15 protein-coding genes and 2 pseudogenes are annotated in these 15,968 nt (G+C 60.1%); 10 read left to right on the forward strand and 7 right to left on the reverse strand.

The window, feature by feature from the left end; genetic code table 11:
* Positions 1 to 89: 89 nt before the first annotated feature.
* From ATB1_RS00765 to ATB1_RS00790, 7 genes are all read left to right on the forward strand, one after another.
* Entirely contained in the window at positions 90 to 1,169 is a 1,080-nt protein-coding gene (locus ATB1_RS00765) for a nitrogen regulation protein NR(II) (RefSeq protein ID WP_082256214.1), read from the forward strand.
* Positions 1,170 to 1,288: 119 nt separating this feature from the next.
* Complete coding sequence (locus ATB1_RS22210) at positions 1,289 to 2,347, forward strand: thiamine pyrophosphate-binding protein (protein ID WP_198526007.1); 1,059 nt, start codon at positions 1,289 to 1,291, stop codon at positions 2,345 to 2,347.
* Complete coding sequence (locus tag ATB1_RS22215; protein WP_241767979.1) at positions 2,236 to 3,273, forward strand: thiamine pyrophosphate-binding protein; 1,038 nt, start codon at positions 2,236 to 2,238, stop codon at positions 3,271 to 3,273. Before ATB1_RS22210 ends, ATB1_RS22215 begins: the two co-directional genes overlap by 112 nt.
* 117 nt (positions 3,274 to 3,390) lie before the next feature.
* A complete protein-coding gene (locus ATB1_RS00775; protein WP_042661857.1) occupies positions 3,391 to 5,085 on the forward strand; it encodes a glutamate synthase-related protein in 1,695 nt (564 codons plus the stop codon).
* A gap of 380 nt (positions 5,086 to 5,465) precedes the next feature.
* A complete protein-coding gene (locus tag ATB1_RS00780) occupies positions 5,466 to 5,948 on the forward strand; it encodes a dihydrofolate reductase (protein WP_042661819.1) in 483 nt (160 codons plus the stop codon).
* Between the two features lie 19 nt (positions 5,949 to 5,967).
* Positions 5,968 to 7,236 (forward strand): M20 family metallopeptidase, encoded by a 1,269-nt coding sequence (locus tag ATB1_RS00785; protein WP_042661820.1) that lies wholly within the window; start codon positions 5,968 to 5,970, stop codon positions 7,234 to 7,236.
* On the forward strand, positions 7,233 to 8,018 hold the full coding sequence (locus tag ATB1_RS00790) for a sulfite exporter TauE/SafE family protein (RefSeq protein WP_042661821.1): 786 nt from the start codon (positions 7,233 to 7,235) through the stop codon (positions 8,016 to 8,018). Before ATB1_RS00785 ends, ATB1_RS00790 begins: the two co-directional genes overlap by 4 nt.
* Positions 8,019 to 8,035: 17 nt before the next feature.
* Here ATB1_RS00790 and ATB1_RS22710 read toward each other — a convergent pair.
* Positions 8,036 to 8,297 (reverse strand): annotated as a pseudogene (locus ATB1_RS22710) (MarR family transcriptional regulator).
* Positions 8,298 to 8,378: 81 nt separating this feature from the next.
* Entirely contained in the window at positions 8,379 to 8,726 is a 348-nt protein-coding gene (locus ATB1_RS00795; protein WP_042661822.1) for a helix-turn-helix domain-containing protein, read from the reverse strand.
* 77 nt (positions 8,727 to 8,803) lie between these two features.
* Here ATB1_RS00795 and merA point away from each other — a divergent pair.
* The 3 genes and pseudogenes from merA to ATB1_RS19650 all read left to right on the forward strand — a co-directional run bounded on the left by merA (position 8,804) and on the right by ATB1_RS19650 (position 11,470).
* A pseudogene (merA, locus tag ATB1_RS00800) lies at positions 8,804 to 10,260 on the forward strand (mercury(II) reductase).
* 133 nt (positions 10,261 to 10,393) lie between these two features.
* Positions 10,394 to 10,633 carry a glutathione S-transferase N-terminal domain-containing protein gene (locus tag ATB1_RS00805; RefSeq protein ID WP_042661823.1) on the forward strand — a complete coding sequence of 80 codons (240 nt, stop codon included), beginning with the start codon at positions 10,394 to 10,396 and terminating at the stop codon, positions 10,631 to 10,633.
* Between the two features lie 60 nt (positions 10,634 to 10,693).
* On the forward strand, positions 10,694 to 11,470 hold the full coding sequence (locus ATB1_RS19650) for a DUF63 family protein (RefSeq protein WP_198526009.1): 777 nt from the start codon (positions 10,694 to 10,696) through the stop codon (positions 11,468 to 11,470).
* A 75-nt stretch (positions 11,471 to 11,545) separates the two neighbouring features.
* Here the strand turns inward: ATB1_RS19650 and ATB1_RS00815 are convergent, their stop codons facing one another.
* The 5 genes from ATB1_RS00815 to ATB1_RS00835 form a co-directional block, all read right to left on the reverse strand.
* Entirely contained in the window at positions 11,546 to 12,664 is a 1,119-nt protein-coding gene (locus ATB1_RS00815; protein ID WP_042661824.1) for a redoxin domain-containing protein, read from the reverse strand.
* A 68-nt stretch (positions 12,665 to 12,732) separates the two neighbouring features.
* Positions 12,733 to 13,416, reverse strand: a complete 684-nt coding sequence (locus ATB1_RS00820; protein ID WP_042661825.1) for a haloacid dehalogenase type II — start codon at positions 13,414 to 13,416, stop codon at positions 12,733 to 12,735.
* Between the two features lie 127 nt (positions 13,417 to 13,543).
* A complete protein-coding gene (locus ATB1_RS00825; RefSeq protein ID WP_042661826.1) occupies positions 13,544 to 14,527 on the reverse strand; it encodes a glutathione S-transferase family protein in 984 nt (327 codons plus the stop codon).
* A gap of 89 nt (positions 14,528 to 14,616) precedes the next feature.
* Positions 14,617 to 15,336 carry an SDR family NAD(P)-dependent oxidoreductase gene (locus ATB1_RS00830; RefSeq protein WP_042661827.1) on the reverse strand — a complete coding sequence of 240 codons (720 nt, stop codon included), beginning with the start codon at positions 15,334 to 15,336 and terminating at the stop codon, positions 14,617 to 14,619.
* Between the two features lie 46 nt (positions 15,337 to 15,382).
* On the reverse strand, positions 15,383 to 15,937 hold the full coding sequence (locus tag ATB1_RS00835) for a winged helix-turn-helix domain-containing protein (RefSeq protein WP_042661859.1): 555 nt from the start codon (positions 15,935 to 15,937) through the stop codon (positions 15,383 to 15,385).
* Positions 15,938 to 15,968 lie beyond the last annotated feature (31 nt).

Below are 15,968 nucleotides of genomic sequence, written 5' to 3' on the forward strand. Positions count from 1 at the left end.
TAAATAAAAACTCACGAGGGGGTTCGGGTGTATTGCACACCGCAGCGCGTATTATATATGCAGAAGACATCCGTACCCACACTAGGAAAATGACCGAGGATCGGGAGCGGGATGACCCTCCGAGTGACCTTTCGGCGGGTCCGTCCGCCGCTACAGGTTCGTCTCCTGAAGAGCGGTATCGCAAGATTTTCCAATACAACAACGACGCAGTGATGGTCGTCGATCTGGAGACAGAATCGTTTCTGGACGTCAATCCCGCAGCCTGTGAGCTACTCGGGTACTCCCAAGAGGAGCTCCTCTCGATGCATCCACACGATATCCACCCGGATGACATCGAGCGCGTCCGGGAGGAGTTTATTTCCCAAGTGTACGAGGAAGGATCGGGATTCACCGACGATCTGACCTGTCTCACTAAAGACGGGGAAGAGGTTCCGACCGAGATTTCCGGGGCCGCACTAGACGCCGGCGAAGATGGAACCGATCCGACACAGATGATCGCGATGCTCCGTGACATCTCCGACCGCGTCGAACACCGGCAGGAACTAGAGGAAAAAATCGAACGGCTGGATCGGTTTGCCAGCATCGTCTCACACGACCTCAAGAACCCTCTTTCGATCATCAAAGGCCATGTGACCCTTGCCCGGGAGAATGGCGACCCCGAACACTTCGACGCCATCGAGGACGCCGCAGACCGAATGGACGAGATGTTGTCTGAACTCCTGCAGCTCACCCGGGAAGGACACCTCGTCGGCGAGCGAACGGACATCGAGTTGGAGCCCCTGGCACGAGAGGTCTGGATCGACTGTGAACTCGACCCAGCGACTCTCGAAATCGAGTCATCGAGGACACTTCACGCGGATCGAGACCGCCTCCACGAACTCTTCGCAAACCTCTTCGAGAACGCATACACTCACGGTGGGGAGTCCGTCACCGTCCGTGTCGGAACGCTCGATAGAGACGATAGTGACGGGTTCTACGTCGAAGATGACGGCGAAGGGATCCCAGCGGACGAGCAAGATACCGTATTCGAGTGGGGACATACAACGACCAGCGACGGGACTGGCTTCGGCCTCGCTATCGTCGCCGAAATCGCCGAGGCACACGGCTGGGAAATCACTGTCTGTGATGCCGAAGCGGGAGGAACTCGCTTCGAGATCGAAGTCTCATAAACCAGAGCGAGGGTGAACGGGACATCGCTCAGCAATCAGTATATAAATACTGTGGAGGGTTGGAACAGAACGTAACGCCCGCGGCGTGATTAAGCCCGTTCTCCGCGGGTCGCAATTACATGGGCGCAAACTCGTCCCCGAACACGCCACGCGGGGATCTGACGTGGTACAAGGCACTTTCTCCCGGTGAACTACCTGAGGGCCGAGTCAAGGCTATCAGCTGTGGCGATACGACCGTCGCTGTCACCCATCACGACGGTGAATATGCTGCGCTCGATAACAACTGTCCCCACCAAGGCGGTCCTCTTGGCGAGGGATCGATCGAGACTGGCTGGCTTCGTTGCCCGTGGCATGGGTGGGATTTCGACCCGCTTACCGGCGAGACACCCGGTCCTCACGACGACTGCGTCCAGACGTTTCCGGTCGAGGAACGCGACGACGGCATCTACGTCGGCTTTCCGGAAAAAGAATCTCACGAGCGGACGGTCTCCGACGTTATCGCCGAGACACTGGTCAACTGGGGCGTCCGGCAGGTCTGGGGGATCGTCGGCCACTCGAATCTCGGCCTCGCCGACGCACTCCGCCGTGAGGCCGACCAGGGGAACCTCGCGTACTACGGTGTCCGTCACGAGGGCGCTGGCGCATTCGCCGCGTCGGCCTACGGAAAACTCACCGGGCGTCCGGCGGCGTGTTTCTCCATCGCCGGCCCCGGCGCGACGAACATGCTCACGGGGCTGTGGGATGCGAACGTCGATGGTGCTCCGACCATCGCGCTCACGGGCCAGGTCGAGTCACAGGTCCTCGGCACGGGCAACTTCCAAGAGGTCGACCTCGAAGCCGCCTACGGCGACGTCGCCGAATTCGAGGCGACCGTCCTGCCGGACAGCCAACACGCAGAACTTGCGACCCGAGCGGCCAAGACCGCGATCCTCGAACGAGGGGTCTCGCACCTGATCTTCCCGGACGAGATACAGACCCAGTCTGCGGAGGGAGTCGAGCCAGGCGATCCCGAGGGACGCATCACGAGCGCGACATCAGCCCGCCAGAGGACGCGCTCCAGGATGCTGTGGGCCTGCTCGAAACCGCCGAGCGGCCGGTCATTATCGCCGGCCACGGGGCTCGCTTCGAGATGGATGGGATCGTCGACCTCGCCGAACGATTCGACTGTCCAGTCCTGACGACGTTCAAAGGGAAGGGACAGATTCCCGACTCGCATCCGCTCGCCGGTGGTGTCCTCGGCCGGAGCGGGACGCCCATCGCGAGCCACTTCATGAACGAAGCAGACCTGCTGGCTGTCTTCGGCGCGAGCTTCTCAAATCACACGGGGATTGCGGAGTACAAGCCGACGATTCACGTCGACTACGACGCGATGACCCTCGGGAAGTTCCACAGTATCGACGTACCCGTCTGGGGCGAGATCGGCGTCACCGTCAACGAACTGCATGATCGCATCGGCGACGCCGAGGCGGAGAGTCAGCGCGAAGAACTCGCCGACCGGTGGGAAATCTGGCGCGAAGAGAAAGCGACGCGCCGCGCCCAGACGCCCGAGCGAGGCGTCAACTATGCCACCGCCTTCGACGCGATGACGCGGCTCATCCCCGACGACGCGATCATCCCCGTCGACGTCGGGAACAACACCTACGCGTTCGGACGGTACTTCGAACCGGAACACCAGTCAGTCCTGATGTCTGGCTATCTCGGCTCGATCGGCTTTGCGTTCCCGGCTGCGCTGGGCGCGTGGACGGCCACACAGGAACCCGAGTCGCCGTTCGCCGGTCGCAAGGTGATCTCGGTCTCCAGCGACGGCGGCTTCGGACAGTACATGAGCGAGTTCACGACCGCCGTAAAGTACGACATGGACGTCACGCACGTCCTGTTAAACGACGACGAACTCGGGAAGATAAGCAAGGAACAGCGCACGGGCGGCTGGGACGTCTGGCAGACCGACCTCGTCAATCCGGGATTTGCCGAGTTCGCCGATAACTGTGGTGGCCACGGCGTCTTCGTCGACGATTCCGACGTACTCGACGACGCTCTCGAAGAAGCAATCGCGTACGACGGCCCCGCCCTCGTCGAAGTCCTCACCGACTCGGACCCGGTGTGAACATCTCCGACACGATACTCCAGTTATGACACTCAATACACCCACTACATCGATTTCCGGTCAGCAGTCATCGAGTCGTATCGAGCGTCGAACTAACCAAGCGTGGGGGTGCGCGTCGTGAGTCGCTCCGACGAACAGACGGCCGAACAGGTCGCCGTCTGGAGCGACCTTCCCGACCGTGAACCGACACACGCCCGCATCGAAGGCGTCGATCTCGTGGTCATCCGGTACGACGACGAGGTGTCCGTCCTCTACGGCCGCTGTCTCCACCGTGGGGTTCTCCTCGGCGACGGCCACGTTGAGAGGCACAATCTCATCTGTGGCGTCCACGGCTGGGATTATCGGTACGACACCGGGATCAGCGAGTACGACAACTCCGAAGTCCTCGAAAAGTTCACCGCGTGGGTCGACGAGAACGACGACGCCGTCTTCGTCGACGCCGCGGAAGTCGCGGCCTGGGCAGAAGACAACCCACAGCCGTACGATCCCCCCGAGAGCGGCGACGGCGGCGACGGGACGATGCAGGGCGTCACCGACGACATCGACGGTGGCACGGTCGACCCCGAGTTCTACGGCGACCCCGACTACGAGAAAGAGCCGTACGCACACTACATCCAGAGCCTCGCCCAGAAGGGGCCCGAGGGAATCGGTGAACACGGGGACGTCTCGGCGATGGGAGTTCCGCGATCAGAACTCCCGTCTTGGGACGACCTGCAGATTTTGACTGCCCAGCTCGCCCGTACTCCACTCGACGACGAAGCACCAGTCGATACCGAGCTCGTGATCGGACCGAACGCGGAGAATCCGGTCCACCTGGATATCCCGATTTTCGTCAGCGACATGAGCTTCGGTGCGCTCAGCGAGGAAGCCAAGATCGCAATCTCGCAAGGGGCAGACCGAGCGGGCACAGGCGTCTGTTCTGGCGAAGGCGGGATGCTGCCCGAAGAACAGGAGGCCAACTCTCGGTACTTTTACGAATACGCGACGGGGAAGTTCGGCTGGGACATCGACCTCGTCGAACGGGTCCAAGCGTTCCACTTCAAAGCGGGTCAGGGTGCGAAGACCGGAACCGGTGGCCACCTCCCGGGCGAAAAGGTACAGGGTCGGATCGCCGAGGTTCGTGATCTCGAACCCGGGACGGACGCCGTGAGTCCGGCACGATTCGACGACCTCCGTACCCCGGAGGAGTTCGCCGAGATGGCGGACCACGTCCGGGAGGTCGGAGGCGGCATCCCGATCGGATTCAAACTCTCCGCCCAGCACGTCGAGGAGGATATCGACTTCGCCCTAGAGGCCGGTGCCGATTACCTGATTCTAGACGGGCGAGGCGGTGGGACCGGCGCCGCGCCGGACGTGTTCAAGGACAATATTTCGGTGCCAACGATGGCAGCGCTCGCCCGAGCACGACGTCACTTGGATGCCCGCGAGCGGTCGGACGTGACGCTCATCGCGACGGGGGGGCTCCGGACGGAGTCGGATTTCATCAAGGCGATGGCGCTCGGTGCCGATGGGGTTGCAGTCGCTAACTCGGCGATGCAAGCGATCGGCTGTCTCGGGATGCGGGCCTGTGACTCGAACAACTGTCCGGTCGGTATCGCCACCCAACGAGAGGACCTCAGGAATCGCCTCGTGATCGATTCGGCCGCCGACGGCTTGCAGAATTTCTTCGAAGCGACCGTCGAACTGATGAAGGTGATGGCCCGTGCCTGTGGGCACGAGAGTCTCGCCGGGTTCGAACGGCGTGATCTGACGACCTGGAAGAAGGACATCGCCGAACTGACCGGCGTTGAGTACGCCGGTGTAAGTCGATAGGTCAGATTCCACCCCGTATATAAATTCGCCGCGGGTGTGTCATCTCGTGATCAGTACACAATAGAGATTAATTCTTCATTATATTAGAACAAGTATGGATGGCAGCCACTCTCAGCAAAAGCCGTCTCCAGATCGAAACGAAGCCATTCCCGAATCCTATGCTGTATACGCAGACAGCCAGCGTATCCACGTATGGCAGTACCGCGTGGATGTCAGTAACCCAGACGGAGAGTGGCATTTCGTCGAAACACTAGACCGAGAGGACGATCCCCAACTTTCCCTGGAACAGGCGACACTACTGCCACCTACCCGGGAAGGATACTGGATTTACGCCAGATCGTACGACTGCGAACTAGGCTGTGAGTAATCGGAGAACTACTATGGAACTTGTAACTGTCGCCGCAGTGGCGGAAAACGGCGTCATCGGTCGGAATGGAGAGCTACCGTGGCCGAGCATTCCGGCCGACAAACGACAGTACCGAAACCGAATCGCGGACTGGCCCGTGATCCTCGGGCGGCGAACGTTCGACTCGATGCGTGAGGATCTTCCCGGAACGGTACAGGTCGTATTGAGCCGGTCGGTGTCCGAGTACGACGTCGAATCAGCACACCACGCAGGAGGAGTCGACGACGCGGTCGCAACCGTCGAGTCGCTCGGATCCGACCGCGCCTACGTCATCGGCGGGGCAGGCATCTACGACCTGTTCCAGCCCGTTATCGACCGAATGGTGCTCAGCCGAATCCCCGGTAAATACGACGGTGACGCCTCGTTCCCGAAATGGGATAGGAATGAGTGGACTGTCGTCGATCGAACCGCCTACGACGATTTCACCCTCGAGGAGTGGGTTCGAAAGCGGAGCTAACAAGCATCACTGACCAGCTATGGATACGTCTAATCTGCCCACGGTCGTTGCCGAGTACCTCTCCGCCAATCGTACAGAGCTGTTCGAGTTCACGGAGACGCTCGTCAGCTACGAAACGCAGAACCCACCTGGCCGGACGGTCGATATCGTCGAGTGGCTCGAAGACACGCTCGACGAGCCGGCGGTGGCCGTCGAGCGCTTCGAAGTCGACCCCGAAAAGCCAAATCTCGTCGCTACGCTCCCCGGCCGAACCGACCACACACTATGTTTCAACGGCCATCTCGATACCGTGCCGTTCGACGAGAGCGACTGGACGTATGATCCGCTAGGTGAGCGAAACGACGAGCGCATCTACGGGCGTGGAGCCACCGATATGAAAGGAGCCGTAGCCGCGATGCTACAGGTCGCCCTCGCCTACGCCCGTACCGAGACCGAGCCACCAGTGACTCTCAAATTTGCGTTCGTGAGCGACGAGGAGACGGGCGGAGACGCCGGCCTCACGACGTTACTGGAGACGGACGAATTCAACCCCGACGCCTGCGTTGTCGGCGAAACCACTGCCCGGAACGGGCGCTACTCCGTCTCTGTTGCCGACCGTGGGAACATCTGGCTGACGCTAGAGGCGACCGGGACCGCCGCCCACGGTTCGCGACCGATGATCGGAGAGAACGCAATTGACCGACTAACAGATGCGATCGAGCAGTTGCGACGCGACTTCGGACAGCAGAAGCTCTCGGTCGATGCAGCGATGGACGACATCATCGAAGAGTCCGTCGACTTCTATGAACCGGAGGCCGGAGCCGACGCTACCCGCACCCTGTATCGGTACCCGACGATCAACCTAGGCATCATTGAGGGCGGAACAGCGATCAACACGGTGCCCGCCTCGGCGTGTGCCCGAGTCGATATCCGATTGAGTGCCGGTGTCGATACCAGGGACGCACTCGGGGGGATACGGAACTGCTTGGCCGGGATGGATGGTATCGAGATTACGGACATCTCGTGGACCCGTGGTTCGTACGAACCGCTTGGGAGTCCGATCGTCGAGGCGAGCGCCCGGGCAGCTGAACACGTCGTCGACGACCAAGTCTACCGACGGAGTGCGACCGGTGGTGGCGACGCTAAAGTGCTTCGACACAACGGGATTCCGACCGTCGAGTTCGGCTTCGGAACCCAGACAGCACACGGAACGGACGAGTACACGACGACGGAGGCCTTAGTTCGAAACGCCGTCAGCTACGGAACACTTCCTGTCCTGTACGAGCAACTTACGAGCAGCGACGGATGATTGCAGCTATTGGGGGGACGACAGTCGCACTGATGACGCTCGTTATTCTGCTCGCCGGGATGACGAATGGGCTCGCTGGATTCGGATTCGCCCTCGTCGGGACGATGGCGCTCGCAACGGTAATCGACCCGGCGACAGCGGTCGTCTTCATGATCATACCCATTCTCGCGGTGAATCTCTCACTTGTCCGTGATCTCTCCCGAGAAGAGCTTCGAACGTGTAGTCGACGGTTTGGCCCACTCATCGGGGCAGCGCTGGTCGGCACGGTTGTCGGGATGGCCGTCCTCACTCGCATTCCGACCGCCCCCCTACGTGTGGGTCTCGGACTTTTGACGCTCGGCTTCGTCGCGACCGCTCAACGACGGATCCCGCTCCCAGAGTGGTCGGCAGGTGGGATCGGTACGTTCAGTCGGACACGAACTGGGATGCTCGGTGTGGGCAGCATCTCGGGACTGCTGTTCGGCGGAACGAACGTCGGTGTCCAGCTGATCGCGTATCTTCGGAGCTTCGACCTCTCTCATGGATTATTCGTCGGCGTCGTCGCGCTCGTGTTCCTGGGACTCAACGGGATCCGTGTTGGTGTGGCGAATTTATTCGGACTGTATCCTAGCCGGCTTGTCCTGCTCGTGTCTGTCGTCGCTGCCGTTCCGGCCGTCATCGGAGTTAGTGTAGGGAAGCGACTTCGCGTCACAGCCAGTGAGCGCTCTCGCAGACTCGTCGTGCTGGGACTGTTGACCGTGGTAGGAATCCGCCTAGTCGGTGGTGGAGCCGGAATACTCTGAATCGCGATGTCAGTATGTCAGTCTAGCTCCACTTCAAGCGAATAGATCCGCTGTCTGGCATCCATAAACGAGATACGTGACGTGACGAGTCCGTTTCTCTTCGAGCTGGGTAAGTGCATAGCGAACGGTTCGCGTTGGAAGAAGTGTCGACTCAGCGAGTGCCGACTGGGTACTATCGCCCTCATATTCGAGTGTTTTTGCGACGAGCTTTGCACTCGGCGGGAGATCCTGAAGGGCAGTCGACGGTGCTTGAGTGGATAAAGACGACTGGTCTGGCATCAATAGCAATAGATAGGATGGGATTATCTTAACCAACTACCGAAGGTGCAACGCGGTTGCACAACCGTTCCCCGTCATCAATCACTCGTCCGTCGAGGCCCACTCCAAGAGAGGTTCGAGCCGAGTTCTCACTGCGTCACCGTCATCGGTCAGCGAGTACTCGACACGGGGTGGAATCTCGTTATATTGGGTCCGAGAGATCAGTCCGGCCTTCTCGAATTCGCCCAACCGTTTCGAGATGGTCGAGGTACTCGCGCTCGAGAGGTGCTCCTCGATCGCCCCAAACCGGAGTGACTCGTGAGCGCCAATGATGCTAATCAGCTGCATCGCATATTTTTGGCTAAGCGTGTCGATGACACCGGTCAGTGGACAGTAGCACGTCCCGTCGACATCACACGTAGGAGTGGGTGATGGTGTTGAATCTGCCATAGCTTCGTGGCCTCCGACCTACTCCATAGCTTTGGACTCCACAGTACAATTACTTCGCGTTCTAAACTCAGGACACGATGGAGGATAACCGTTCGTATGACCTCGTGATCCTCGGGGGCGGAGCCGCTGCCTTTGCTGCTATCACGGAAGCGAGTCGACGAGGGCGTTCGACAGCATTAGTGAATACAGGACTCCCAATCGGCGGGACCTGCGTGAACGTCGGCTGTGTCCCGAGCAAACACCTCCTCGCTGTCGGCGAGAGTGCTGCCGCACCGCAGGAGAATCCGTTCGAGGCGGTCAGGTACAGCGACGACGAGCCGACAGTCGACTGGGCGGAGGCACTCGACGGCACTGACGCTCTGGTCGAGCGGTTCCGACAGGAGAACTACGTCGACGTCGCGGAGCACTTCGAGACGGATATCTACGAAGCTATGGCCAATTAGTAGCCGACACGACTATCGAGGTTATCGACGGCGCTGACGAGGGCGCACGCATCATTGGAGAGAAGGTGCTCGTCGCGACTGGAAGTTCACCGTGGGCGCCACCCATCGATGGCCTCGACGATGTCGACTACTACACCAGCGAAACCATCCTCGAGGAACGGAATATTCCCGAAAGTATCGTGATACTCGGTGGCGGGTACATCGCTCTCGAGTGGGGGCAGATACTCCACCGTGTCGGCGTCGAGGTGACCATCCTCCAGCGATCCGAGCGCGTACTCTCTGGCATGGAAGGCCAGCTCGGACGAGAGATGCAACACGCGTTCGAAGACGAGGGAATCAACGTAATCACGGGTAACGATTTCCAGCGCGTTCACACGCCAACAGCTGACGGCGGGAGAGATACGATCCAATCAGGTGTCGCCGTCGAGACAACCGTCGCCGGCACCGAGCGGACAGTCACTGGCAACGCGCTGTTCGTCGCGACCGGTGTCCAGCCGAATAGTGAGGGCATCGGTCTAGAAACGGTGGGGGTCAAAACGAACCCCGACGGGACGATCCACGTCAACGAACACTTCCAGACCACGAACCCGGACGTGTACGCTGCTGGCGACGTGATCGGCGAGCCGGAACTGGAGACGGTCGCCGCCAAGGAGGGCAACAACGCGGTCAAGAACGCCTTCGGCAACGAGAGAGTTACGATCGACTACGACACGGTGCCAGCAGTCGTGTTCACGAGCCCGGAGGTCGCCTCTGTCGGGACGACTGAGCTAGAGTATATGGACGAGCACGGCACTTGTTCGTGCCGGACCGTCCAGATGGACGAGGTGCCGCGAGCGAAGGCAGTCAAGGACACGGATGGCCTCGTCCAGGTCGTCAAACACCACGAGACCGACGAGATCGTGGGTGTTCATATGGTCAGTCCACGTGCCGCCGACATGATCATGGAAGCAACGCTAGCTGTGAAGTTCGGTCTGACCGTCGACGACATCATCGACACCGTTCATCCGTTCCCGACGTTCTCCGAGGCACTCAAACACGCCTGTCAGGCGTTCCGTCGCGATACCTCGATGATGAGCTGTTGTGTCGAATAAATTCGTGGACACAAATCTTGGGCCCGGCGGTTCCTTCCCTTGTGCAAGCGAGCTGTATCGACGCTCGTGCGACTACATTCCGGATCCGCGACGGGGTTTTAATACAATCTCACCTGTTTTCGAGTGAGATTCGATGCTGGAACTCTATCGGCTCCCTGGCTGTCCGTACTGTGCAAAGGTAGAGCGCAAACTTGACGAGCTTGATCTGGAATACAAGACTCATAACGTCCTGCCATTCCGGTTTCTCCGATTCAAGGTGAAATCGGTGAGTGGTCAGTCGGGTGTGCCGGTTCTCGTCGATCCCGAACATGGAATCAAGGGGATGGCCGAGAGCGATGACATCGTCGCCCACCTCGAGAACACGTACGCCTGACGTGGGGACTGGAACCGATTAGTCTGTAGAACTCGCTGAACGCAATCATCTGCTATCACCGTGTTGAACGAGACGAGTATCGCGTTCGCGGCTACCGGCGTCTTGGTCGCTGGAGTAACGTGGGTTCTTTATCACCGAAGAGTCGCTGTGACCGCAGCGGAAATCGGAGCGACGCTTCCGTGGTTTGCCGTCATCGGTATCGCGGTTGCTGTCGGTCGTTCAACGTCCGTTTCGGGGTTCCCCGCGGGGTTCCTCCAGAGTCCAACAGTGTACCTCGTCGTTGGGGCGCTCGTCGCTGGTCTGTGGGTCATATTTGACTTCGCCGGAATCCAGCAGCGCTCGCGATGGATGGCCGCGAGTGGCGTCCTCATGACCCTGATCGTCGGAGGAGGGACAGTCATCACAATAGGAGCGCCCCAGCCGCGCGTTCTCGTTTGGAACGGTGTAGCGGTCGTGCTAGCGGTCGGAGTCACCGTACTCGTCCTGTGGACGGTTCCGAGTGGATATCGATCCACCCCCGGCTGGCTCGGCGCTGGGGTACTCTTTGCACACGCCCTCGACGCGACGACTACCGGCGTCGGGCTCGAGAAACTCGGGACGACCGAACGAAATCCGATCTCTGCCGCGCTCATTCAGATGGGAGAGGGAGCTGGTGTATCCGGTGTCCTCCTCTTTTTAGTCGTGAAAGTCGCGGTTGCTTTGCTCATCCTGCGGGCGCTTGACTCCGACGTGGATCCTGCCGGGCGAGAGACTATCTCGCTGCTCGTGGTCGCAGCCGGTGCTGGTCTCGTTCCTGCCGTCCACAATCTCACGCTTTTTGCGCTTACGGTCTCCTAAACGGTTCGTGTCCGGTTCGCGCTACGGTACGTCGTCACGACGAGATGGTTTTCCAAACTCCACTAGCGCGGGTAGTCACTCGGACTCCACCCGACGTCGTTCCGGATGCTCGTACTCGAACTCCTCTGATCGGATCATCTCCAGGGTCTCCTCGATAGACGGACGATCACCCCAGAATGTCCCGTAATACGCGAATCGGACGGTTCCAGCCGGATCGATGATGATCGTCGCGGGTCGATTGATATACTCGGCATGGACGGCGTAAGCCATCGGGTCGACGCCGTATTTTGCGCCGACAGCCCCTGCACGATCGAGGAGGTGTGGCCACCAAATCTCCTCGGCGTACGACTCAATAAACGACTCCTCAGCGAACCAGTACTCCGGCTCAAGCTCCCGTCCAACCATCACGCGACCGCGATACTGGCCGTGACATTCGATTGTCGCTACGTTGATATCCGCCTCCTGCAGTTCCTCGCGAAGCTCGATCAGTTCGTCGAACTCGCGGTGACAGACCGGACACCAGTCGGCAAACACCCAGAGCAGGACCGTCCACTCGTTGTCTCCGATCGAATCCGCGAGGTCCCAGATCCGTCCGCCAGTATCCGGCAACTCGAATGACGGCGCAGACGCACCGACTGCTAGCTGTTCGAACGTGCCCTCGTCGAGATTTCGATACGCAGCCTCCAGCTCGGGTTCGGCGACTGCGCCCTTCTCGATGCGGTCGATCGAAAGTTCGGCTTGATGACGGACGTCTTTCGAGTCGTCGTTCGCGTGCCGGTCACGTAACAAGTCCAGCGACTGGGTAGCCCCGATTTGCCCCAACGCGACGATTGCCTGCGATCGTGCCAGTGGGTTCGGATCCTCACGGACCACCCGTTCGAGCGACTCCACCTCGCTCTGGGCTCGCAGAATCCCCAGCGCCGTTGCACAGACGTAGCGTACCTGTACGTCGTCGTTCTCAAGACCCACAGCGATTTCAGACGTTTTGGCGTCCCCGAGCCGAACGAGGTCGCGAACGGCGAGCAGTCGGACGCGCCAATCGTTGTCGTCGAGATCCGCAATACCGTGCTCTTCAAGCAACCGATCGACCGTGAAGCTTGTCTCATCAACAGGGTGGAACTCGTGCGTCTGGATACGGTCGAGTACCGTCTCTACGGACAGTTCATTAGAGGAACTCGCTTCGGTGTCGTTCATACACCCACGAGGCGGCCGGACCAGAAAAGGATACGCGACGGCGAAACGGGATTGATCACTCAGAGAACTCAGACGCCGAGCGTCTCGGCCAGGTCGTAGAACGTCTCGATGGTAAGATCTGGGTCGGGACCGAACGGCTCCCACGGTGTCGATTTGCGATCAACCCAAGCGGCCTGCATGCCGGCATGCTGAGCCCCCATAACGTCGAACCAACCAGCCGTTACATGAACGATTTCGTCGATCGGCGTGCCGGTGCGGGCGGCCGCGTGGCGGTAAATCTCTGCGGCCGGTTTGAACGTCTTGACCTCGTCAGCGCTGATCGTGTCTTCGAGGATGCCACCGATGTCGGCGTGGTCGACCATCGACTCAAGCATCTCGGGATTGCCGTTCGAAACGACGTAGCAGTCGTATCCACCATCACGGAGCCGCTCGATTCCATCCCGGACGTCGTCGAACACATCGAGTTCGTGGTATACAGCGAGAATCTCATCTCGCTCCGAGGTAGAGATATCCACACCGGAAGCATCAAGCGCGTATTGGAGCGCATCCCGATTCATTTCGTAGAACGGTTGATACGCATCGATCGCGTTGGCGACGAACGTATATTCGAGTGAACGAGCCCGCCAGAGCTTCGAAACCGGTTGTGGATCCTCAACCCGGTCGGCGAGTGCTTTCTCCGCGGCGTCTACATCTACGAGGGTACTGTACGAATCGAAGGTGACTGTCGAAACTTGGGCGGAGTCGAATCCCATGTAACACCTACTGTGAGTCAATAGCATAACACTCCGGAAAGTGACAGTGGTGGTCGCGCTCAACCGCTCGAGGAACTGGGAGCAATAGCCGCCACTCGATACATTTTGAAAATATCTAGATTGGAGGCTAGGACGGTCGGGCCGTGGTTTCGTCGGGACTCGAGAGCCGATCCCGGTCGTGGGGTTGGTCGTAATCGAGCCCCGGGCCGATCGGCGTGATCTCCCCCTGGTAGTAGCCGTCGTCTTTGATGTGCTCCATCCGCACCGTCTCCGCGAAGCCCGGCGTCTGGTAGAGATCGCGCAGATACGGCCAGAGGTTGTCGTACTGGTGGAGATACTGCTTGTTACACTTGAATGCCGTGTGATAGCACTCGTCGAACCGAATCAGCGTCGGGAACAGTCGCACGTCGGCGAGCGTCAGCCGGTCGCCGGCGAGGTATCGCTGGTCGGCGAGGACCTCGTCCCAGTGATCCAGCGCGTCGAAGACGTCGCTGACGGCCTCGTCGTATGCCTCCTGTGCCTCCGCGAAGCCGGCCCGATAGACGCCGTTGTTGATCGAATCGTAGATCGAATCGATAATCCTGTCAATTTCGTCTTGGTAGCCTTCGGGATACAGCTCGCGCCCCTCGTCGCCGTAGTCAGCGAACTCGGTGGCGAACATCCGCATAATCTCGATGGATTCGTTGTTGACGATGGTCTCGTGCTCTCGGTCCCAGAGAACCGGCACGGTCACCCGACCGGTGTACTCGGTGTCGGCCGCGACGTACACGTCCCGGAGATATTCACACCCGTTGACCGTGTCGGGAGTGCAGCCGTCTTTCTCGGGGGTGAACTCCCAACCCTCGTCCTCGCGCCACGGGTCGACGATATCCATCGAGACGACGTCGGTCAACCCGGCGAGGCGGCGCGTGAGCGCGGCCCCGTGTGCCCACGGACAGTTCCGCGCGATGTAGAGGTGGTACCGCCCGGCCGCCGGCTGGAATGTGGTATCCTGGGCGTCCCGAATCCAATCACGAAACGAGGTTTCGGCCCTATCAAACGCGCCACTTTCGTCAGTATACGGTCCGATATCGGTCTTCCAGTCCCCGTCGACGAGCATATTCCTGCCCATAGGACGGTGGAGGGGCTTCTCGCATACAATCCTGCCGCCCAGTCGTGCTCAGCCAGCACAACCGATGACTTGTTCCGTTCCCACAGCAGTCAGATGAATTCGGAGTTCTGCGGACCGTTCGTGATGTGGACCTCGAACGGCTGTGTACTGACGTCGTCCTGTTCGACGAGGTGCCAGTAGGTCTCGGCCATTTCGTCGGGGTCGAGGAAGGTCTCATCCTCGCGGTCGGGGAATCGGTCACGAACGCCCGGCGCGTCGATCTGCCCGTCGATGACGACGTGCGCGACGTGAACTCCTTCGGGGCCAAACTCCTGGGCGATATCCATCGCCATCCCGCGGGCGGCGAACTTCGCGGCCGTGAAGCCGATTGCGCCGCCGAGGCTCCGCACCGCAGAAGTCGCACCTGTGAAAATGACCGCCCCGCCGCCCGTCTCGAGCATGTCGCCGACAGCTTCCTGCGAGCAGACGAACGCACCGCGCCCGTTGACCGCCCACGCCCGTTCGAATTCCTCGACGCTCACGTCCATGAGTCCCTTCCAGGAGGCGGCACTGGCGTGGTTCACGAGGATGTCGACCGCCCCGAATTCATCGCGCACCGCCTCGAACCCGTCTCGGATCTGATCGACGTCGGTCAGATCAGTCTGGACGGCCAGCCCCTTTCCGGCGTCCGGAAGATCCTCAGCGAGTTCGTCGATGTAGTCCGCCGAGCGAGCAAAGAGAGCGACCTGACATCCCTCGGCTGCGAACTTTCGTGCAAGTGATTCACCGAGTCCTGGACCGACACCTGCGATGACTGCTGTCCGGGTCATAGAACGATCTACGAACCGGACCGGCAAAGCCGTGGTGACGGACCGGTCACTGGTCAGTCGACAGCCGAGCACCGAATTCACCACTCTCACCCAGTTCGATGAGCGCGCGATTGAGGAGTTCTCGAACGACGAACTCCTCGTAGTGTTGCGTCTCGCAGTATTCACACGGCTTCATCTCCCGAGCAACGGCCTGGATCTCCTCGCCGTGTTCCGCAGCAAGTGCCTCTATCAGGCCGGCCAGTTCCTCGGTCGTCGTCTCCTGTGCCGAAGCAAGTAGCTCTCCACTGCGTTCCGGAAGATCGTACGAAAAGACTCGCGTATTCGACTTGTAGTACTTCCGCGTCCCGCCGCCAGCTTCCTCAAGTCGGGCGATCTCGACCATCCCCGCATCCTTCAGGACGTTCACGTGGTGGCGCACCGTCGTCTCGGCTTTCTCCTCGCCGCGACGATGCAGTTCGTCGTGAATCTCCTCGATCGTCAGTTCCTCGGCTGCGAGCATATCGAGGATCTTCGCCCGGACGTCGTTCTCCAGTGCCTTCGCTTTCTTCGGATCCGTTGTCACGACTTCGCGGATCGGCACGTCAGATTCGAGGAGCGCCATTCGTGTGAGGAGATAGGCGGACAACGACAGT

The organism is Haloferax sp. ATB1 (assembly GCF_000730175.1).